Annotated in this window: 20 protein-coding genes and 1 pseudogene; 5 read left to right on the top strand and 16 right to left on the bottom strand. The window is 61.3% G+C overall.

Annotation, left to right across the window (positions count from 1 at the left end; genetic code table 11):
• Window positions 1–167: 167 nt before the first annotated feature.
• From M2400_RS02325 to exbB, 3 genes are read right to left on the bottom strand one after another with little or no spacing between them, the layout of a single operon-like run.
• Entirely contained in the window at window positions 168–917 is a 750-nt protein-coding gene (locus M2400_RS02325) for an energy transducer TonB (protein ID WP_177043710.1), read from the bottom strand.
• On the bottom strand, window positions 914–1,339 hold the full coding sequence (gene exbD, locus M2400_RS02320) for a TonB system transport protein ExbD (RefSeq protein WP_017476711.1): 426 nt from the start codon (window positions 1,337–1,339) through the stop codon (window positions 914–916). Before exbD ends, M2400_RS02325 begins: the two co-directional genes overlap by 4 nt.
• Window positions 1,340–1,345: 6 nt before the next feature.
• Entirely contained in the window at window positions 1,346–2,332 is a 987-nt protein-coding gene (exbB, locus tag M2400_RS02315) for a tonB-system energizer ExbB (RefSeq protein ID WP_177079164.1), read from the bottom strand.
• A 189-nt stretch (window positions 2,333–2,521) separates the two neighbouring features.
• Between exbB and M2400_RS02310 the strand changes: the two genes are divergently transcribed.
• Complete coding sequence (locus M2400_RS02310; protein ID WP_177119978.1) at window positions 2,522–3,373, top strand: SDR family oxidoreductase; 852 nt, start codon at window positions 2,522–2,524, stop codon at window positions 3,371–3,373.
• 5 nt (window positions 3,374–3,378) lie between these two features.
• Here the strand turns inward: M2400_RS02310 and M2400_RS02305 are convergent, their stop codons facing one another.
• From M2400_RS02305 to M2400_RS02275, 7 genes are all read right to left on the bottom strand, one after another.
• Window positions 3,379–3,558: a hypothetical protein gene (locus M2400_RS02305; protein ID WP_259195641.1), complete on the bottom strand. Its 180-nt coding sequence runs from the start codon at window positions 3,556–3,558 to the stop codon at window positions 3,379–3,381.
• Window positions 3,559–3,676: 118 nt separating this feature from the next.
• On the bottom strand, window positions 3,677–4,420 hold the full coding sequence (locus M2400_RS02300; protein WP_177079167.1) for a hypothetical protein: 744 nt from the start codon (window positions 4,418–4,420) through the stop codon (window positions 3,677–3,679).
• Window positions 4,421–4,483: 63 nt separating this feature from the next.
• The gene (locus M2400_RS02295) at window positions 4,484–4,864 is read right to left on the bottom strand and encodes a RidA family protein (protein ID WP_003213288.1); all 381 of its coding nucleotides are present in this window, start codon (window positions 4,862–4,864) and stop codon (window positions 4,484–4,486) included.
• Between the two features lie 36 nt (window positions 4,865–4,900).
• On the bottom strand, window positions 4,901–7,006 hold the full coding sequence (gene spoT, locus M2400_RS02290) for a bifunctional GTP diphosphokinase/guanosine-3',5'-bis pyrophosphate 3'-pyrophosphohydrolase (RefSeq protein WP_008439435.1): 2,106 nt from the start codon (window positions 7,004–7,006) through the stop codon (window positions 4,901–4,903).
• Window positions 7,007–7,066: 60 nt separating this feature from the next.
• Entirely contained in the window at window positions 7,067–7,330 is a 264-nt protein-coding gene (gene rpoZ, locus M2400_RS02285) for a DNA-directed RNA polymerase subunit omega (protein WP_003176920.1), read from the bottom strand.
• A 167-nt stretch (window positions 7,331–7,497) separates the two neighbouring features.
• Window positions 7,498–8,118 (bottom strand): guanylate kinase, encoded by a 621-nt coding sequence (gene gmk, locus M2400_RS02280; RefSeq protein WP_010168203.1) that lies wholly within the window; start codon window positions 8,116–8,118, stop codon window positions 7,498–7,500.
• 11 nt (window positions 8,119–8,129) lie between these two features.
• On the bottom strand, window positions 8,130–8,993 hold the full coding sequence (locus M2400_RS02275) for a YicC/YloC family endoribonuclease (RefSeq protein ID WP_177128851.1): 864 nt from the start codon (window positions 8,991–8,993) through the stop codon (window positions 8,130–8,132).
• 216 nt (window positions 8,994–9,209) lie between these two features.
• On the opposite strand from M2400_RS02275, the gene rph reads away from it, so the two are divergent.
• Together rph and M2400_RS02265 are read left to right on the top strand one after the other, a co-directional pair.
• Window positions 9,210–9,932 (top strand): ribonuclease PH, encoded by a 723-nt coding sequence (gene rph, locus M2400_RS02270; RefSeq protein WP_003213280.1) that lies wholly within the window; start codon window positions 9,210–9,212, stop codon window positions 9,930–9,932.
• Between the two features lie 22 nt (window positions 9,933–9,954).
• Window positions 9,955–10,323 carry a DUF4870 domain-containing protein gene (locus tag M2400_RS02265; protein ID WP_088422066.1) on the top strand — a complete coding sequence of 123 codons (369 nt, stop codon included), beginning with the start codon at window positions 9,955–9,957 and terminating at the stop codon, window positions 10,321–10,323.
• A 58-nt stretch (window positions 10,324–10,381) separates the two neighbouring features.
• Here the strand turns inward: M2400_RS02265 and M2400_RS02260 are convergent, their stop codons facing one another.
• Entirely contained in the window at window positions 10,382–11,161 is a 780-nt protein-coding gene (locus tag M2400_RS02260; RefSeq protein WP_003195493.1) for an exodeoxyribonuclease III, read from the bottom strand.
• Between the two features lie 82 nt (window positions 11,162–11,243).
• On the opposite strand from M2400_RS02260, the gene pyrE reads away from it, so the two are divergent.
• Window positions 11,244–11,888, top strand: coding sequence for an orotate phosphoribosyltransferase (gene pyrE / locus M2400_RS02255; protein WP_177043716.1), 645 nt, complete (start codon window positions 11,244–11,246; stop codon window positions 11,886–11,888).
• A 69-nt stretch (window positions 11,889–11,957) separates the two neighbouring features.
• On the opposite strand, the gene argB is transcribed toward pyrE, so the two are convergent.
• The 4 genes and pseudogenes from argB to coaBC all read right to left on the bottom strand — a co-directional run bounded on the left by argB (window position 11,958) and on the right by coaBC (window position 16,230).
• Window positions 11,958–12,863 carry an acetylglutamate kinase gene (gene argB / locus M2400_RS02250; RefSeq protein WP_003213275.1) on the bottom strand — a complete coding sequence of 302 codons (906 nt, stop codon included), beginning with the start codon at window positions 12,861–12,863 and terminating at the stop codon, window positions 11,958–11,960.
• Between the two features lie 22 nt (window positions 12,864–12,885).
• Window positions 12,886–14,301 (bottom strand): annotated as a pseudogene (locus M2400_RS02245) (phosphomannomutase/phosphoglucomutase); the annotation flags it as partial.
• Between the two features lie 259 nt (window positions 14,302–14,560).
• Complete coding sequence (gene dut, locus M2400_RS02240; RefSeq protein WP_003213270.1) at window positions 14,561–15,016, bottom strand: dUTP diphosphatase; 456 nt, start codon at window positions 15,014–15,016, stop codon at window positions 14,561–14,563.
• A 5-nt stretch (window positions 15,017–15,021) separates the two neighbouring features.
• A complete protein-coding gene (gene coaBC, locus M2400_RS02235) occupies window positions 15,022–16,230 on the bottom strand; it encodes a bifunctional phosphopantothenoylcysteine decarboxylase/phosphopantothenate--cysteine ligase CoaBC (protein WP_010168193.1) in 1,209 nt (402 codons plus the stop codon).
• Window positions 16,231–16,360: 130 nt separating this feature from the next.
• On the opposite strand from coaBC, the gene radC reads away from it, so the two are divergent.
• A complete protein-coding gene (radC, locus tag M2400_RS02230) occupies window positions 16,361–17,035 on the top strand; it encodes a DNA repair protein RadC (protein ID WP_177079169.1) in 675 nt (224 codons plus the stop codon).
• Between the two features lie 27 nt (window positions 17,036–17,062).
• Here the strand turns inward: radC and M2400_RS02225 are convergent, their stop codons facing one another.
• On the bottom strand, window positions 17,063–18,655 hold the full coding sequence (locus M2400_RS02225) for an ABC transporter substrate-binding protein (protein WP_177128855.1): 1,593 nt from the start codon (window positions 18,653–18,655) through the stop codon (window positions 17,063–17,065).
• Between the last annotated feature and the right edge of the window lie 244 nt (window positions 18,656–18,899).

Here is an 18,899-nt window from a genome sequence, read left to right as displayed (position 1 = left end):
CCGAATGTCCGCTAATGAGAACTATTCGCGGATGATTGGCTTTGTCTTTAAATGTTACAAGTGAAGATGGAGTTAGGTGGCGGCCTGTTCAACCGTGGTTCAGGTTGCGGTGGCGCGGGGGGGAGGGAACAGCAGCCGTGGGCACCCGAGAGTGCCCACGGAGGTGATTACCGGCGACGTTTTTCGATGTTGTAAACGAACGGCGCAACGATCTCGATGCTGCCGCCTTTCAACATGTCGGCCGGCGGCTTGGGCAGCGGCTGGGCACGACGGATCATGTCGAGAGTCGCGCGGTCCAGGTCGGCGTTGCCGGAGCGGCCGACCAGTTCGTAGGACAGCACGTTGCCATCGGCATCCACCACGAAACGCAGGCGGTTCAGGCCTTCCTTGCCGCGTGCCTGGGCACTTGCCGGGTACTTTTTATACTTGGCCAAGTGTCCGAGCAGCGTGCTTTCCCAGGTGGCCTTGGCAGCGATCTGCTGCGGCGAAGGGCCCGGTTGAGGCTGGGCGGATTTTTCCGTAGGCGCGTTGTTTTGCGGAGTTTCGCTCGGCGGCTCTTCGGAAGGTTTTTCCTTGGGCGGATCGGGCTTCTTCTCTACAGGCTTGGGCGGCTGCGGTTTTGGCTTGGGCTTGACCGGCTTTGGCACCTGGATCGTCGGCTTGGGTGCTTCCGCCAGTTTCGGCAATGGCAGCTCTTCCACCGGCGCGGGCGGTTGCGGCGGCGTGATCACCTTCGGCGGGGCCGGAGGTGGTGGCGCCGGCATCGGTGCCAGGTCAATGACCATGGCCGCCGGTGGCAGTTGGACCATATGTGGCGCCGACCACTGGAGCGCGATGATGATCGCGACGGCGTGGACGCCCAGCACGACGGCGAGGCTGGTGCCATAACGCGTCAGTTTGTGGCGCGTCGTGATCATTTCTTGGCTGCCGTCTCAAGTCCGACCAGGCCTACCTTGAGGTAGCCGGCTGCCCGCAGGGCATCCATCACGCTCATCAGGTCGCCGTAGTCCACGCCCTTGTCGGCCTGGAAGAAGATGGTGGTGTCTTTCTTGCCCTGGGTCTTGGCGTCGAGCACCGCGCCCAGGGTTTCGGATTTCACTTCTTCTTCGCCCAGGAACAGACGCTGGTCCGCCTTGACGCTGAGGAATATCGGCTTCTCTGGCCGCGGCGCAGGTTTCGCGCTGGAGGCAGGCAGGTCGACCTTGATGTCCACGGTAGCCAATGGTGCGGCCACCATGAAGATGATCAGCAGCACCAGCATCACGTCGATAAACGGCGTGACGTTGATTTCGTGGTTCTCGACGAGCTCGTCGTCGCCTTGATTCAAATGCAGGCCCATGGCCGATTACCCCACTTTCACCATGTGCGGTTGCGAGCTGCGCTCGGTAGGCAGGTGATCGAGGTCACGGCTGACCAGCAACAGGACTTCTGCCGAAGCGTCGGACACCTGGGCCTTGTAGCCGGCGATCGAACGGGCGAAGACGTTGTAGATGACCACCGCAGGAATCGCGGCAACCAGGCCCAGTGCGGTTGCCAGCAGGGCTTCGGCAATGCCGGGCGCCACGACGGCGAGGTTGGTGGTCTGGGTTTTGGCGATGCCGATGAAGCTGTTCATGATGCCCCACACGGTACCGAACAGGCCGACGAAGGGCGCGGTGGAACCGATGGTTGCCAGCACGCCGGTGCCGTTGCTCATGTTGCGACCGCAGGCGGCAACCAGGCGCTCCAGGCGGAAGCTGACGCGTTCCTTGATGCCTTCTTTTTCACGGCTGTTGGCCGACAGGCGCATCTCTTCGAGTGCGTCGTGAACCAGCAGGTGCGCCAGGGTTCCCTTCTTCGCCGCGCTTTCGCTGGCTTCTTTGAGGGTGGTGGCTTTTTTCAGGTGGACGATTTCAGTGCGCAGGCGACGCTTGGCGCCCAGCAGCTCGAAGCCCTTGGCGATCCAGATGGTCCAGGTGATGATCGAGGCGATGGCCAGGCCGATCATCACGATCTTCACGATGATGTCAGCGTTCTGGTACATGCCCCAGGGCGACAGGTCGTGGGCCATGCCCAGGCTGTTGTCTTCTTCCAGCACGACGCCGGTCTCGTCAGCCGGTGCGCCTTCGGCGGCGAGGGCAGGGTCGGTGGCAGCCGGTGCGGCAGCCGGAGCAGGAGCATTTTGCTCGTGGGCTGGCGCGGTGGCAGCAGGCTGGGCAGCCGGCGCAGTGTTGTCGGCGAATGCGGCGGTCGGTGCCAGCAGAACGCTGAACAGCACTGCAGCAATCGCACGCCAGGCGCGGGACGGGCTGTGAGGCTTGGTTGGCGAAGCGGGGGATGTATTGCGTGTCATGCTGGCCGGACCTGAGAGAAAAAATGAGTGGTTGTCCTTCCAGACCTGTAACGGGTCGAGGACAAAAGGGCGGTTATTATTGCAAGTAATTCTTGTTAACAGAAGCAATACGGATACTTTATTTGTCGTTTTGCTGGCCGCTGGTCATCTGCGGGGGCTAATCTTGACCTTTGAGAACGGAGTTTTGTGATGTCTGCGCCTTCTGTGGTGATTGCCGGTTGCGGCGATGTCGGTAGCCGTCTGGCCACCCAATTGCTGGCCCAGGGCTGGGAGGTTCATGGCCTGCGCCGGGATATCTCGCGCCTTCCCAAGGGTGTTATTGGCATTGCCGGCGACCTCTTCAATGAAGACTGCCCCGACACCTGGCCGGTGGGCGGGGTGGATTACCTGGTGTACTGCGCGGCGGCCACCGATCACGACGAGGCCGGCTATCGCGCCGCTTACGTGCAGGGGTTGCAGCATGTGCTGGAGTGGTTGAACGACTACGGCCAGGAGCCTAAACATCTGCTGTTTGTATCCAGCAGCAGCGTGTATGGGCAGCAGAATGGTGAGTGGGTCGACGAAAGCTCCGAGACCCAGGCGGGCGGTTATTCCGGGCAAGTGATGCTGGAAGCCGAGCAAGTGGCATTGAATAGCGGCATTCCCGCGAGCGTCGTGCGCCTGACCGGTATCTACGGCCCCGGCCGGGAATGGCTGTTGAGCCAGGTGCGCCAGGGTTATCGTGTGGCGATTGATCCACCTTTATATGGCAACCGCATCCACGCGGATGACGCTGCGGGTTTGCTGGCGTTTTTGCTGCAACACGTGGAGCAGGGCGGTGTGCTGGATAAATGCTACATCGGCGTCGACGACGCGCCGGCACCGTTGGCCGATGTGGTGGGCTGGTTACGCGAGTACCTTGGCGTGACCGAATGGGCCGAGAACGCCAGCGTGCGTCGGGCCGGCAGCAAGCAATGCAGCAACGCCCGGGCCAAGGCGCTGGGCTGGGTGCCACGTTATCCCAGTTATCGCGAAGGGTATGCGGCCATTCTCGAGGGTTGATGGTGTCACTGTTTTTCCAGCAGCCACTGGCGTGGGCCTGGAGTGAGTTGGGGGATTTCGTCGGGCTGGGACAGGTTGATCGCCTGGAGAATTTCCAGCCGTTTGCCGTAGCGGACGAAAATCCACCCGTCTCCGACATCGCCCTTGCCGAGCTCGAACGCATTGCTGACTTGCGCCAAAACCATGGGGCCCAATGTAGGAGCGAGCTTGCTCGCGAAAAACGCAAAGACACCGCGTTAATTCAGGATGCTGGCGTTATCGTTGACGCCCTTCGCGAGCAAGCTCGCTCCTACAGATTCTGTATCACTGTTTTTCCAGCAGCCACTGCCGCGGCCCCGGGGTAAACGAGGGCACCTCGTCGGCCTGGGCGGTATTGATCGCCTGGAAGATTTCCAGTTGTTTGCCTTTGCGCGCAAAGATCCACGGGTTGCCCTGGCCGTTCAGTTGCAGCCAGATGCTGTCGTAGCCGCCGCTCATGGAGGCGCAATCGCCTGCCAGGCACAGCGAGTACTGATCGGCGCCCGGCAGGCCGGTCACCTGGCCATTGGCCTGGAACTGCACGGTCGCGCCTTCGCCATTGCCGCTGCTGATCTTCCAGGTGCCGCCCATATAAGCGGCGTACAGCGTGCGCTCGAAGTTGGCGCCCAGCGGCGCGCCTTCGGGGGCAGGGTCTTTGGCACGGGCGAACAGTTGCTCGGGCTCGTTATCATTGGCCCCTTGCAGCAGTTGTTTGCCTTTACGCTTGAGTTCGGTGGCGGTGCCACCGTAGAAATCGACACTCCAGGCGCCGGATTTTTCACCCAGCAACTTGCCTTCAGCTACTTCAAAACCGTTGTAGTAGCGGGCCTGGGATGCTTTGGTGTTCACCTCCCATTCGAGGTTCGGACCATAGCTCTGCAGGGCTTCACGCAAAGGGCCGCCCTTGGCTGCCGCATCGATGGCGGCCTGGTTGATCCAGGTGCCGCTCACATCCAGGTCGGCGGGATTGCTGGCGCAGCCGCCGAGCAGCAGGGCGAGCAACGAAGAGGCAACGAGCGCTTTGCGCATTACGAAATCCTTCCAAGAACCAATTCGGCGCAGCCTTCCCGTGGAAGCGCTGCGCCGGATGTTTTACTCGATGACCAGAATGGCGTCCATCTCAACCTGCGCGCCCTTTGGCAGGGCGGCAACGCCGATGGCGGCGCGGGCTGGGTAGGGTTGTTCGAAGTACTTGCCCATGATCTCGTTGACCTTGGCGAAGTGGCTCAGGTCGGTGAGGAAGATGTTCAGCTTGACGATGTCCTTGAACGAACCGCCCGCGGCTTCGGCAACCGACTTCAGGTTTTCGAAGACCTGGATGGTTTGTGCTTCAAAGCCTTCAACCAACTCCATGGTTTTTGGGTCCAGTGGAATCTGGCCGGACATGTAGACGGTATTGCCCGCCTTGATCGCCTGGGAATAAGTACCGATTGCTGCTGGTGCCTTGTCGCTGGTGATAACAGTCTTGGTCATGAGGACTCCTTGTAATGGGCGGGGCTAAATGAAGAGCTAGGCGCGCATCCGGGTGATGCGGATGACCCCGGTCAGGGCGCGCAGTTTCTTGATTACGCGGGCCAGGTGCACGCGGTCGTGCACGCTGACCACCAGTTGGACCACGCTGATGCGGCCATCGCGTTCGTCCATGCTGATTTTCTCGATATTGCCGTCGGCCGCATTGACGCTGCTGGCCAGCAGGGCGATCAGGCCGCGCTGGTGTTCCAGCTCGACCCGCAGTTCGACGTTGAATTCGCCGGTGACATCCTTGGCCCACGAAAGCTGGATGCATTTCTCGGGGTTGTGGCGGATTTCACTGATGTTGCGGCAGTTGTCCAGGTGCACCACCATGCCTTTGCCGGCGGACAGGTGGCCAACAATCGGGTCGCCCGGGATCGGCGTGCAGCATTTGGCGTAGCTGAGCACCAGGCCTTCGGTGCCGCGAATCGCCAGCGGGCCTTCGGGGCTTGGCAGTTGTTCGCCTTCGCCCAGCAGGCGGCGGGCGACCACATAGGCCATGCGGTTGCCCAGGCCAATGTCTTCCAGCAAGTCTTCGATCAGTTCCTGGCGGTACTCGTGGAGCATCGCCTGCACGCGCTCGGCCGGGATCTTGTCCAGGGAGCTGTCGAAGCCGTTGAGCACCTTGTTCAGCAGGCGTTCGCCCAGGCTGATGGACTCGGAGCGGCGTTGCAGTTTCAGGGCGTGACGGATGTGGGTACGGGCCTTGCCGGTAACCACGAAGTTGAGCCAGGCCGGGTTCGGGCGTGCGCCCGGTGCGCTGACGATCTCCACCGTGGAGCCGCTTTGCAGCGGTTCCGACAGCGGGGCCAGTCGACGATTGATCCGACAGGCTATGCAGCTGTTACCCACGTCGGTGTGCACCGCGTAGGCGAAGTCGACCGCCGTGGAGCCTTTGGGCAGCTCCATGATCCGGCCTTTGGGTGTGAACACGTAGACCTCGTCCGGGAACAGGTCGATCTTCACGCTTTCGATAAATTCCAGGGAGTTGCCGGCACGTTGCTGCATTTCCAGCACGCCCTTGACCCACTGGCGGGCGCGGGCATGGGTGCCTTTTGGCTGCTCGTCACCGGTGGACTTGTACAGCCAGTGGGCGGCGATGCCGTTGTTGGCCATCTCTTCCATTTCGCGGGTGCGGATCTGGATCTCGATCGGCACCCCGTGCATACCGAACAGCGTCGTATGCAGCGACTGATAGCCGTTGGCCTTGGGAATCGCGATGTAGTCCTTGAAGCGTCCCGGCAGGGGTTTGTACAAATTATGTACAGCGCCCAGCACGCGGTAGCAGGTATCGACCTTGTCGACGATGATCCGGAACGCGTACACGTCCATGATTTCGTTGAAGGCCCGGCGCTTGCCGCGCATCTTCTTGTAGATGCCGTAGATGTGTTTCTGCCGGCCGCTGACCTCGCCCTCGATCTCATCGATCGCCAGGCAGTGGCTCAGGGACTCTTCGATCTTGTTGACGATTTCCTTGCGATTGCCCCGGGCGCGCTTGACTGCCTGGTAGATGCGTGCGGAACGCATCGGGTGCATGGCTTTGAAGCCGAGGTCTTCGAACTCGATACGAATGGCGTGCATGCCCAGCCGGTTGGCGATGGGCGCGTAGATTTCCAGGGTTTCCTTGGCGATGCGCCGGCGTTTTTCGCCGGACAGCACTTCCAGCGTGCGCATGTTGTGCAGCCGGTCGGCCAGCTTGACCAGGATCACGCGGATGTCCCGGGCCATGGCCATGGCCATCTTCTGGAAGTTTTCCGCCTGGGCTTCGGCCTTGGTCTCGAAGTTCATCTGGGTCAGTTTGCTGACCCCGTCGACCAGTTCGGCCACGGTTTCGCCAAATTGCGCACTGAGCGCTTCCTTGGCAATGCCGGTGTCTTCGATCACGTCATGCAGCATCGCAGCCATCAAACTCTGATGGTCCATGTGCATGTCGGCAAGAATGTTTGCCACGGCAAGAGGATGCGTGACGTACGCCTCACCACTGCGGCGGCGTTGGCCGTCGTGGGCTTGTTCGGCGTAGAAATACGCTCGGCGGACCAGGTTGACCTGGTCTGGGCCGAGGTAGGTCGATAAGCGATCGGCGAGGGCGTCTATGCTCGGCAAAGTATTAACTCCTGCCGTTGGCTGTGACCCCGCGCCGTGCTACGTCGACCAGGCATAGGCTTAGACGGCCTCGTTGGACTCGTCCTCGAACGCTGCAAACAGCGGTTCGTCTTCAACGATTTCGGCGTTGGCGATGAACTCGTAGCTCATCAGGCCTTCAGCGATTTCACGCAGGGCTACAACGGTAGGCTTGTCGTTTTCCCACTGGACCAGGGGCTCTTTGCCGCCAGTGGCCAGTTGACGGGCACGCTTGGTAGAGAGCATGACCAGCTCAAAGCGGTTATCCACGTGTTCTAGGCAGTCTTCAACGGTTACGCGGGCCATGGTATTCCTCGGAGCGAATGCAATATGCGCGCTGCCCGGTTGGGCGAGCGGACTGAACAGTTTAAAAAATCACCAGCGTTTAGGGAAGCGCTGATTTTTCGCAGGCCATCGCAAACGCGCTACAAGTGCCAATGTAAAGCCCTTGCAGCGGTTTTGGGAAGAGCCAATCAGCCGAGCAGTTCAGCCAATAATTTGCCGAAACGCTGCTGCTGACGCTTTTGCTGAAGCTGATTGGTGCGGAAAATTGCCTTCAAATCGTCCAAGGCGTGGGCGAAATCGTCGTTGATGATCAGGTAGTCGTAGTCGACGTAGTGGCTCATTTCACTGACGGCTTCGCGCATGCGGCCTTCGATGATCTCGTCGCTGTCCTGGCCACGGTTGGTCAGGCGCTGGTGCAACGCTTCCAGCGATGGCGGCAGGATGAAGATCGAACGGGCTTTCGGCATCAGCTGGCGCACCTGCTCGGCGCCCTGCCAGTCGATTTCCAGGATCAGGTCGTGGCCTTCGTCCAGGGTCTGCTGCAGGTGGCTTTGCGAGGTGCCGTAGAGGTTGCCGAACACTTCGGCGCGCTCGAGGAAATCACCGTGCTCGATCATCTTCACGAACTCGGTGCGTTCGACGAAGTGGTAGTGCACGCCGTTCACTTCACCCGGGCGCATGGCGCGGGTGGTGTGGGACACCGAGATGCGGATCTGCTCGTCAGCGTCGGTCAGGGCTTTGACCAGGCTGCTTTTGCCCGCGCCCGATGGGGCAGAAATGATGTAGAGGGTGCCGGTGCTGTGGGTCATGTCAGGGTGCCTTACTCGATATTCTGTACTTGTTCGCGCATTTGCTCGATCAACACTTTGAGGTTGACCGCCGCCTGTGTGCTGCGCGGATCAAAGGCTTTGGAGCCCAGTGTATTGGCTTCGCGGTTGAGTTCCTGCATCAGGAAGTCCAGGCGCCGACCGGCGGCACCGGCCGACTTGAGCACGCGGCGCACTTCCAGGATGTGGGTGCTCAGGCGGTCGAGTTCTTCGGCGACGTCGCTCTTCTGTGCCAGCAGCACCATTTCTTGCTCAAGACGTACCGGATCCAGCTCGGCCTGCATGTCGGTGAAGCGGTCCAGGACCTTCTGGCGCTGGGTGGCAAGCATCTGCGGCACCAGTTCGCGCAGGGTCACCACGTCTTGTTCGATGGAGGTCAGGCGGTCGCTGATCAGGCGGGCCAGTTCGGCACCTTCGCGTTCGCGGCCGGCCTTGAGTTCTTTCAAGCCCTGGTTGAACAGGGCAAGGGCCTCGGCATTCAGGGCTTGCGGGTCGGTGGCGTCGGCCACCAGCACGCCGGGCCAGGCCAGCACTTCCAGTGGATTGATGGCGGCAGGCTGTTTGATCAGGCTGGCGATGGTTTCGGCGGCGGCGACCAATTGGGCTGCGCGCTCGCGATCCACTTGCAACGGCTTGCCAGTGGTTTCCTCGGTAAAGCGCAGGGTGCATTCCAGCTTGCCGCGGGAGATGCCTTGGCGCAGTGCCTCACGGACCGCGCCTTCGAGGTCGCGAAACGATTCCGGCAGGCGCAGGTGCGGCTCCAGGTAGCGGCTGTTGACCGAGCGCAATTCCCAGCTCAGGGTGCCTTGGACGCCGGCTTTTTCGACGCGGGCGAAGGCGGTCATGCTGTGCACCATGGAGGTACCTCGCGATGCAGTCCCGCAAACGGGCGGGCTGATGGGTAGATTGAAGCCGACAGGCTGCGAAGGCGCAGGATTGTAGCTCAACGGGACGGGTGGCCCCAAACAGTGGCTTCGCTGCCTGGTTTGTAACAGGATTTTTTAGCCGTGCCGATCAGGGCTGGCGGCTCTATAATGCTCGGCAGTTTTTCGTCCTCCGTACAGGTATCCCCTATGAAACGTCCAAGTGGTCGCGCTGCCGATCAGCTCCGCTCGATCCGCATCACCCGCAACTACACCAAACACGCCGAGGGATCCGTACTGGTCGAGTTTGGCGATACCAAGGTTATCTGCACCGTCAGCGTCGAAAACGGCGTGCCGCGTTTCCTCAAGGGCCAGGGCCAGGGTTGGTTGACCGCCGAGTACGGCATGCTGCCGCGCGCCACCGGCGAGCGTAACCAGCGTGAAGCCAGCCGTGGCAAGCAAGGCGGCCGCACCCTGGAAATCCAGCGCCTGATCGGTCGTTCCCTGCGTGCTGCGCTGGACATGTCCAAGCTGGGCGACGTCACCCTGTACGTCGACTGCGACGTGATCCAGGCCGACGGTGGCACCCGCACGGCATCCATCACCGGTGCCATGGTTGCCCTGGTCGATGCGCTCAAAGTCATCAAGAAACGTGGCGGCCTGAAAGGCGGCGATCCGCTCAAGCAGATGATCGCGGCAGTGTCGGTCGGCATGTATCAGGGCGAGCCTGTGCTGGATCTAGACTATCTTGAAGATTCGGCTGCCGAGACCGACCTGAACGTGGTGATGACCAGCACCGGTGGTTTCATCGAAGTGCAGGGCACCGCCGAAGGCGCGCCATTCCAGCCGGCAGACCTGAACGCCATGCTGGCGCTGGCCCAGAAAGGCATGACCGAGATCTTCGAACTGCAGAACGCCGCATTGGCGGACTGATTCAACCCCAAGGAGCTACGCCATGAGTGACAGTCAACTTCCACTGCCGACACCGTCCAAGGAAGTTCGCCAGTGGGCGATGCTCTGTCACTTCGCGGCGTTCTTCGGGTTGATGTTCCCGTTCGGCAGCCTGCTGGGGCCGTTGATTCTCTGGCAGGTGAAGAAGGACACGGACCCGTTCATTGATGACCAGGGCAAGGAAGCGCTGAACTTCCAGATCACCGTGGGCATTGCCTGGGCGGTCTGCTTCCTGCTGGGCTTTATCGTGATCGGCTTTGTGTTGATGACCGTGCTGGTGATTGGCGCGGTGGTGATGACGATCATTGCCGGCATCAAGGCCAACAAGGGCGTGGCTTATCGTTATCCGTGGACGTTGCGGTTGATCAAATAACCACCGCCCACAAAAAAACCGACAGCGATGTCGGTTTTTTTGTGCCAGGAAAAAGACCTTAGATGGTCAGTGTCCAGTCGTAGTCCACGATCAGCGGCGCGTGCTGCGAGAAGCGCGGCTGGCGTGGCAGGCGTGCGCTGCGAACGAAGCGGCGCAGGCCCGGGGTCAGCAGTTGGTAATCAAAACGCCAGCCCAGATTCAGCATCTCGGCCTGTTCGTTATCCGGCCACCAGCTGTACTGGTCGCCTTCGCGGCTGACTTCCCGCAGGGCATCGACATAGCCCATGTTGCCGACAATCTCGTCCATCCAGGCCCGTTCCGGCGCCAGGAAACCCGGGGATTGCTGGCTGTCGCGCCAGTTCTTGATATCCAGCTTCTGTTGCGCCACGTACAGCGAGCCACAGTAAATGTACTCGCGACGTTTGCGCCGCTGTTTATCCAGATAACGGGCGAAGTCGTCCATTAGCTTGAACTTCTGGTTCAAGTCTTCATCGCCATTCTGCCCTGATGGAAGCAGCAAGGTCGCAATGCTGACCTTATCGAAATCGGCTTGCAGGTAGCGCCCGTAGCGGTCGGCTGTCTCGAAGCCGAGGCCGCTGATGACCGCCTTGGGTTGCAACCGCGAATACAAAGCCACGCCACCTTGGGTGGGAACTTCGGCATCACAGGCATAAAGGAAGTAGCCATCCAGTTGGAAGGCTGGGTCGTCCAGTTCAAAGGCGGAGGCGCGGGTGTCCTGCAGGCAGATGACGTCGGCATTCTGGGCTTGCAGCCAACTGAGCAAACCACGCTCGACTGCAGCCTGAATACCATTGACGTTCACACTGATGATCCGCATAAATGGCCCCAAAAATCGCGTGCGTGTATGATACACGCCGTCTACCTAATTAGCTAAATCCGTGGTATCTGAGGCTTTTTTCATGCAGGCGTATCAACGCGATTTCATTCGTTTTGCCATCGATCGCGGCGTATTGCGCTTCGGTGAGTTCACTCTGAAGTCCGGGCGCACCAGCCCTTACTTCTTCAATGCCGGCCTTTTCAACTCGGGTTCTGCCCTGGCGCAGCTGGGTCGTTTCTATGCGGCCGCCATCGTTGAAAGCGGTATTTCCTTCGACGTGCTGTTCGGCCCGGCCTACAAGGGCATTCCCCTGGCCGCCGCGACCGCCGTGGCGTTGGCTGAACATCACGGGCAGGATCTGCCATGGTGCTTCAACCGCAAGGAAGCCAAGGCACACGGCGAAGGCGGCAGCCTGGTGGGCGCACCGCTCAAGGGCGACGTGCTGATCATCGATGACGTGATCACTGCCGGCACCGCGATTCGCGAGGTGATGCAGATCATCGCTTCCCAGGACGGCGCCAAGGCCGCCGGCGTGTTGATCGCGCTGAACCGCCAGGAGCGTGGCAACGGTGAATTGTCGGCGATCCAGGAAGTGGAGCGCGATTTCGCGATTCCGGTGGTGAGCATCGTGTCCCTGAACCAGGTGTTGCAGTTCCTGGAAGATGACCCGCAGCTCAAGCAGCATTTGCCGGCGGTCAAGGCCTATCGCGAGCAGTTCGGCGTTTGATCTGAAAGCCAGGCAATAAAAAAGCCCCCGCTCAACCAGGTTGAGCGGGGGCTTTTTGTTTTCTGCGCTTTAAGGGCGCTTGCGATTGCTGATCAGGGTACCCACACCGGTGTCGGTGAAGATTTCCAGCAGGATCGCATTTGGAACCCGGCCGTCCAGGATCAACGAACTGCCGACGCCGCCTTGCACCGCTTCCAGTGCGCAGCGGATCTTCGGCAGCATGCCGCCGTAGATGGTGCCGTCGGCGATCAGGTCGTCCACTTGCTGGGTCGTCAGGCCGGTCAAGACCTTGCCTTCCTTGTCCATCAAGCCGGCGATGTTGGTGAGCAGCATCAGCTTCTCGGCCTTCAGCGCCTCGGCCACCTTGCCGGCCACCAGGTCGGCGTTGATGTTGTAGGACTCACCGTTGGCACCCACGCCGATAGGCGCGATCACCGGAATGAAATCGCCTTTCACCAGCAGGTTCAGCAGATCGGTGTTGATGCCGATCACTTCGCCCACCTGGCCGATGTCGATGATTTCCGGCTGGGTCATCTCCGGGGTCTTGCGGGTCACGGTGAGCTTCTTCGCGCGGATCAGCTCGGCGTCCTTGCCGGTCAGGCCGATGGCGCTGCCGCCATGGCGGTTGATCAGGTTGACGATGTCTTTGTTCACCTGGCCACCCAGGACCATCTCCACCACGTCCATGGTCTGGGCGTCGGTCACGCGCATGCCGTCGATGAAGTGACTCTCGATGGACAGGCGCTTGAGCAGGTCACCGATTTGCGGGCCGCCACCGTGTACCACCACCGGGTTGATCCCGACGGCTTTCATCAACACGATGTCGCGGGCAAAGCCGGTCTTCAGCTCGTCGCTTTCCATGGCATTGCCGCCGTACTTGATCACCAGCGTCTTGCCGACGTAGCGTCGAATGTAAGGCAACGCTTCGGAAAGGACCTTGGCGGTATTGGCGGCGGCTTCGCGTTCGAGGGTCATTCAGGGCTCCGGTACAAAAAAATCAGAACGGTAATTGGAGATCAGGGGCAACACGTTTCAACTGGGCGTGGAACACGTCCTTGATGCGCTGCAACTCAGCCTCGGAATCCGCCTCGAAACGCAGCACCAGCACCGGTGTGGTGTTGGACGCGCGAACCAGGCCCCAGCCTTTGGCGTAATCGACCCGCACGCCGTCAATGGTGGTCAGGTTGGCGCCTTCGCCCCATTGCGCATCGTGCAGTGCGTCAATGATGCTGAATTTGCTCTCTTCGGTCACATGGATATTGATCTCTGGCGTAGAAATATCATCCGGGAAGGTTGCAAACAGGTCTTCGGCGGTGGATTTTTCGTTGCTGAGGATCTCCAGCAGACGAGCGGCGCTGTAAATACCGTCGTCAAAACCGAACCAGCGCTCTTTGAAGAACACGTGGCCGCTCATTTCGCCGGCCAACAGGGCGCCGGTTTCCTTCATTTTCTTTTTGATCAACGAGTGACCGGTCTTCCACATTAGCGGACGACCGCCGTATTCCTTGATCAGCGGCGTCAGGCGGCGGGTGCATTTGACGTCGAAGATGATCTCGGCGCCCGGGTTGCGTGCCACGACGTCGCGGGCAAACAGCATCAGCAGGCGGTCCGGGAACACGATATTGCCGGTGTTGGTCACCACACCGACGCGGTCGCCGTCGCCATCGAAAGCCAGGCCCAGGTCGGCGCCGGTTTCCTTGACCTTGGCGATCAGGTCTACCAGGTTTTCAGGCTTGCCCGGGTCCGGGTGGTGGTTGGGGAAGTTGCCGTCGACCTCGCAAAACAGCGGGATCACTTCGCAATTCAGCGCTTCGATCAGTTGCGGGGCGATCACGCCGGCCGCGCCGTTGCCGCAATCCACCACCACTTTCAGGCGGCGGGCGAGTTTGACGTCGCGGGTGATCTCGTCCGAATAACGATCGAGAATCTCAACCTTGGTGATGGTGCCGGCACCGCTGGTCAGGTCGTTGGTCTTCAGGCGGGTGTGCAGGGCCTGGATCTGTTCGTTGGCCAGGGTATCGCCGGCGATCACGATCTTGAAGCCGTTGTAGTCCGACGGGTTGTGGCTGCCGGTGAGCATCACGCCCGACTTGCCGGCCAGTACGTTGGCCGCGTAGTACAGCGCCGGCGTCGGCACCAGGCCTACATCGCTCACATGGCAGCCGCTGTCGGCCAGGCCCTGGATCAGTTGCTCCACCAGCTCGGGGCCGGACAGGCGGCCGTCACGGCCTACGGACACGTTGGGCTCGCCCTGGGCCAGGCTCTGGGAGCCAATGGCGCGGCCGATCCAGTAGGCGGTCTCGGCGGTCAGGGTCTTGGGGACCACGCCACGGATGTCATAGGCGCGGAAAATGCTGTCGGGAAATGACGGGGCGACTCGGGCTGCGTTGCTCATTGCGGGGGGGAACTCCATCTGAAAAGGGCGGGGCTGGCCTCAAGGGTGCTGACCGGCAGGCTCAAACTGAAGGGTAAGACGGCGTTTTTGGCATAGAGTTCGTGGTGCAAAAGTGCCATCGGCGCCGGAGCTCCGCTCTTTTGCCCGCTTAATGCCCTGATTTCACTGGGGAAATCTTGCTGATAAGTTCCGCGCATTCTTCATCCTGAAAGGCCATGCGTTGGCGTCAGGCCAGGTGAGGCACCCGGCCAGGTTCGGCTAAGTCAGTTCAGCTTAGTCAGTGGCTGCCGGAATGCCCGAAGCCGCCTGCACCGCGCTGGGTTTCGTCGAATTCTTCGACCAGTTCGAAGTGCGCCTGCACCACCGGCACCAGTACAAGCTGGGCAATGCGCTCGCCGACGGCGATGTTGAACGCGGTCTGGCCGCGGTTCCAGCACGACACCATGAGCTCGCCCTGGTAGTCCGAATCGATCAGGCCCACCAGGTTGCCGAGGACGATCCCGTGTTTGTGACCCAGGCCGGAGCGCGGCAGGATCAGCGCCGCCAGGCCAGGGTCGCCCACGTAGATCGACAGGCCGGTCGGAATCAGAATGGTCTGGCCCGGCTCAAGCACGGTGTCCTGCTTGAGCATGGCGCGCAGGTCGAGGCCGGCGGAGCCCGGAGTGGCGTAGGCCGGCAGCGGGAATTCGTTGCCGATGCGTGGGTCGAGGATCTTGGCTTGCAAAGCGTGCATGGAAATTAAACCTGGTTCAGCCGTAGGGCGATAAAAGAGATCAGTTGGCGGGCAATCTTGCCCTTGCTGGTCTGGGCGAAAACGGTAGCGTGCAACTCGCGGTCGATCACGCTGATGGCATTTTCCTCGCTGTTGAAGCCGATGCTCGGGTTGGCGACATCGTTGGCGACAATCAGGTCGAGGTTTTTGTCTTTCAGTTTGCGTGCGGCGTAGTCCAGCAGATGCTCGGTCTCGGCAGCGAAACCGACGCTGAACGGACGGTCTTCACGGGTGGCGATGGTGGCCAGAATGTCCGGGTTGCGGACCATTTGCAGGAGCAGGCCGTCGCCGCTTGTAGGGTCTTTCTTGAGCTTCTGTGGTGCAACCACTTCCGGGCGGTAGTCCGCCACCGCTGCCGAAGCGATGAACAGGTCGCAGGGAATCGCCGCCTCACAGGCCGCCAGCATGTCGCGGGCGCTGACTACGTCGATTCGGGTGACGCGATCCGGGGTCGGCAGATGCACCGGACCGGTGATCAAGGTCACCCGTGCGCCTGCCTCGACCGCTGCTTCAGCCAGGGCAAAGCCCATTTTTCCTGAGCTATGGTTGGTGATGTAACGCACCGGGTCGATGTTTTCCTGGGTCGGGCCGGCGGTGATCAGCACGTGCTTGCCGGTCAGGGCCAGGTGCTGGAAGCAGTCGGCGGCACATTGGGCGAGGTCGGTGGCTTCGAGCATGCGGCCCATGCCCACGTCGCCACAGGCCTGGCTGCCGGAGGCCGGGCCGAAGACCTTGAGGCCGCGGCTTTGCAGGAGTTGGGTGTTGGCCTGGGTGGCCGGGTCGCGCCACATGGCCTGGTTCATGGCCGGGGCGATGGCCACGGTGGCGTCGGTGGCCAGCACCAGGGTGGTCAGCAGGTCGTCGGCAATGCCCTGGGCCAGGCGGGCGATCAGGTCGGCGGTGGCCGGGGCGATCAGTACCAGGTCGGCCCATTTGGCCAGCTCGATGTGGCCCATGGCAGCTTCGGCCGCAGGGTCCAGCAGGTCGAGGTGAACCGGGTGGCCGGACAAGGCTTGCATGGTCAACGGGGTAATGAATTCACTGCCGCCACGGGTCATGACCACGCGCACTTCGGCGCCTTGGTCCAGGAGCCTGCGAACCAGCTCTGCGCTCTTGTAGGCGGCAATGCCGCCGCCGACGCCGAGAACGATGCGTTTCCGATACAGACGCTGCATTGGCTTGCCTTTCCAGTTCAGTGATGGCGTTGCGATGCCCCCTCCCCAGGTGAAATCGCACGCAAAAAGATGGCCTAAGATACCACAGCGTCCGCCATGCAACAGCGGCGCACATGCACACGGAGGTGGGATGAGTATTCGCGATTGGCCCGCAGCAGAGCGTCCGCGGGAGAAGCTGTTGGAGTTGGGCGCGGAGAACCTTTCCGACGCTGAGTTGCTGGCGATTTTCCTGCGTACCGGGGTGGCCGGTAAAAGTGCCGTGGACCTGGCACGTCACCTTCTGGCGCAGTTTGGCAGCCTGCGCTCGCTGATGGAGGCCAGGCAGGCGGTGTTCAGCCAGCATTTGGGGTTGGGGGCGGCCAAGTTCGCCCAGCTCCAGGCGGTGCTGGAAATGGCCCGCCGTCATTTGGCCGAGCGTCTGCGTAACGATTCGGTGCTGGAAAGCCCGGTGGCCGTGCGCGACTACCTCAAGGCGCTGCTACGCCATGAGCCCCACGAGATATTCGGCTGCCTGTTTCTCGACGCCAAGCATCGGGTGTTGGGCTTTGAGAAGCTGTTTCAAGGGACTATCGACAACGCCACGGTCTACCCCCGGCAAGTGGTCAAGCGCGCCCTGGACTACAACGCTGCGGCACTGATCCTGTGCCACAACCATCCTTCCGGCAACGCCGAGCCAAGCATGGCTGATCGAAAATTGACCAAGGTGCTGCAAAAGGCCCTGGAAATGGTGGACGTGCGGGTACTGGACCACATCATCGTGGGGGAGGGTGACCCGCTGTCGATGGCGGAGTATGGGTGGATGTAGGGGCCGGCATGCCGGCCCCGGGCAGGTTCAGGGTTTGACGCTGACCTTGGAGTAATCCTGGCGACCAAACGGGCTCACCTGATACCCCTCGACATTCTTGCGCGTCAGGGCAAACGCGGTCGGGTGCGCCAGTGGCAGCCATAGCGCCTGTTGCTGGATCTGCGCCTGGGCCTGTTGGTACAGCTTGCTGCGCACGCCTTGTTCGCTGGTGGTCTTGCCGGCGCTGATCAGCTTGTCCAGCGCAGGGTCGCAGTAGCGGGCGAAGTTGGTGCCGGACTTCACCGCCGCGCAGGAGAACTGCGGCGTGAGGAAGTTATCCGGGTCGCCGTTGTCGCCGGCCCAGCCCATGAACAGCAGGTCGTGCTCGCCGGCCTTGGCGCGGCGGATCAGTTCGCCCCATTCGATCACGCGGATTTCAGCCTGGATGCCGACCTTGGCCAGGTCTGCTTGCAGCAACTGTGCGCCCAGGCTTGGGTTGGGGTTCAGCAGGCTGCCCGACGGCCGGGTCCAGATGGTGGTCTTGAAGCCATCCTTGAGCCCGGCGCGGTCAAGTAGCTGCTTGGCCTTGGCGATGTCTTGCGGATAGCCCGGCAATTCCCTGGCGTAGCTCCAGGTGTTGGGCGGATACGGGCCGTTGGCGGCTTCGGCGGTGCCTTCAAATACGGCCTTGAGGTAGCTGGCCTTGTCGAAGGCCAGGTTGATCGCCTGGCGAACTTCAGGCTTATCCAGCGGCGGATGCTGGCTGTTGATGGCGACGAACGCGGTCATGAAGGCTGCGGTTTTCTCGATCTTCAGGTCAGCGTCTTTCTTGGCGGCATCGATGTCCAGCGGCTTGGGCGACAAGGCGATCTGGCATTCGTCGCGACGCAATCTCTGCAGGCGCACGTTGGCGTCCGGGGTGATCGCAAAGATCAGGTTGTCCACCGCAGGCTTGCCGGCGAAATAGTCCGGGTTGGCCTTGTAGCGAATCGTCGCGTCTTTCTGGAAACGCCCGAAAACGAACGGCCCGGTGCCGATAGGCTGGCTGTTGAGCTTCTCGGGTGTGCCGGCCTTGAGCAGCTTGTCGGCGTACTCCGCCGGGTAGATCGAGGCAAAGCCCATGCTCAATGCGGCGAGGAAGGTCGAGTCGGCGTGGTCCAGGGTAAAGCGCACGGTCAGCGGGTCGAGGGCGTCGATCTTTTTGATCAGCGTGGGCAATTGCAGCGACTGGGCGTGGGGGAAGCCGCTCTGGGCGATCTTGTGCCACGGGTTGGCCGGGTCGAGCATGCGCTCGAAGCTGAAGCGCACGTCTTCGGCGGTCAGGGTGCGGCTTGGGGTGAAGTACTCGGTGCGATGGAATTTCACATCCGGGTGCAGCTTGAAGGTGTAGGTCAGGCCATCCGGCGACACTTCCCAACTGTCCGCAAGGCTCGGGACCAACTTGCCGCTGGTGGCGTCGAAGTCCACCAGGCGGTTCATCAATACGTCTGCCGAGGCGTTGGTGGTGGTCAGCGAGTTGTATTGCACTACGTCGAAGCCTTCGGGGCTGGCTTCGGTGCAGACGCTCAAGGTGGTGGCCGCCTGGGCGTGTGCAGCGATAAAAAGAGGGGCTAGCAATAGCGGTAGGGCAGCGAGGCGCATATTCGGTTTCCTTTGCAGATCGAAGGCCCATCTGCGAGTGCAGTCTGGAAAAGTCCTACCGTAGTGGCCTGATTCACAAATGACTAGCCCATTTTTGCCTGTGCTTTTGCCTCAAATACTGTTTTGATGGCGCCTCAGGTCGTTTTGCCGAGCACTTTGCAGTGCGCGCGGGCGCTGTAAATCATTCTGTGCGACGAGCGGTTAGCTTCTATAGCGGCCCACCCTGGCAACGGCTCAGGCGTCC

The organism is Pseudomonas sp. BIGb0558, from assembly GCF_024807515.1.
GTDB lineage: Bacteria > Pseudomonadota > Gammaproteobacteria > Pseudomonadales > Pseudomonadaceae > Aquipseudomonas > Aquipseudomonas yamanorum_A.
The sequence above is the reverse complement of the archived record's forward strand: the minus strand, read 5'-3'. Positions and strand labels throughout refer to the sequence as shown.

Coding starts and splice junctions, on each gene's coding strand:
- M2400_RS02310 (WP_177119978.1), top strand. CDS start 2,522: ATGTCTGCGCCTTCTGTGGTGATTGCCGGTTGCGGCGATGTCGGTAGC.
- exbD (WP_017476711.1), bottom strand. CDS start 1,339: ATGGGCCTGCATTTGAATCAAGGCGACGACGAGCTCGTCGAGAACCAC.
- gmk (WP_010168203.1), bottom strand. CDS start 8,118: ATGACCCACAGCACCGGCACCCTCTACATCATTTCTGCCCCATCGGGC.
- M2400_RS02225 (WP_177128855.1), bottom strand. CDS start 18,655: ATGCGCCTCGCTGCCCTACCGCTATTGCTAGCCCCTCTTTTTATCGCT.
- M2400_RS02300 (WP_177079167.1), bottom strand. CDS start 4,420: ATGCGCAAAGCGCTCGTTGCCTCTTCGTTGCTCGCCCTGCTGCTCGGC.
- M2400_RS02325 (WP_177043710.1), bottom strand. CDS start 917: ATGATCACGACGCGCCACAAACTGACGCGTTATGGCACCAGCCTCGCC.
- M2400_RS02265 (WP_088422066.1), top strand. CDS start 9,955: ATGAGTGACAGTCAACTTCCACTGCCGACACCGTCCAAGGAAGTTCGC.
- dut (WP_003213270.1), bottom strand. CDS start 15,016: ATGCACGCTTTGCAAGCCAAGATCCTCGACCCACGCATCGGCAACGAA.
- exbB (WP_177079164.1), bottom strand. CDS start 2,332: ATGACACGCAATACATCCCCCGCTTCGCCAACCAAGCCTCACAGCCCG.
- rpoZ (WP_003176920.1), bottom strand. CDS start 7,330: ATGGCCCGCGTAACCGTTGAAGACTGCCTAGAACACGTGGATAACCGC.
- M2400_RS02260 (WP_003195493.1), bottom strand. CDS start 11,161: ATGCGGATCATCAGTGTGAACGTCAATGGTATTCAGGCTGCAGTCGAG.
- M2400_RS02275 (WP_177128851.1), bottom strand. CDS start 8,993: ATGGTGCACAGCATGACCGCCTTCGCCCGCGTCGAAAAAGCCGGCGTC.
- rph (WP_003213280.1), top strand. CDS start 9,210: ATGAAACGTCCAAGTGGTCGCGCTGCCGATCAGCTCCGCTCGATCCGC.
- coaBC (WP_010168193.1), bottom strand. CDS start 16,230: ATGCAGCGTCTGTATCGGAAACGCATCGTTCTCGGCGTCGGCGGCGGC.
- M2400_RS02305 (WP_259195641.1), bottom strand. CDS start 3,558: ATGGTTTTGGCGCAAGTCAGCAATGCGTTCGAGCTCGGCAAGGGCGAT.
- M2400_RS02295 (WP_003213288.1), bottom strand. CDS start 4,864: ATGACCAAGACTGTTATCACCAGCGACAAGGCACCAGCAGCAATCGGT.
- argB (WP_003213275.1), bottom strand. CDS start 12,863: ATGACCCTCGAACGCGAAGCCGCCGCCAATACCGCCAAGGTCCTTTCC.
- radC (WP_177079169.1), top strand. CDS start 16,361: ATGAGTATTCGCGATTGGCCCGCAGCAGAGCGTCCGCGGGAGAAGCTG.
- pyrE (WP_177043716.1), top strand. CDS start 11,244: ATGCAGGCGTATCAACGCGATTTCATTCGTTTTGCCATCGATCGCGGC.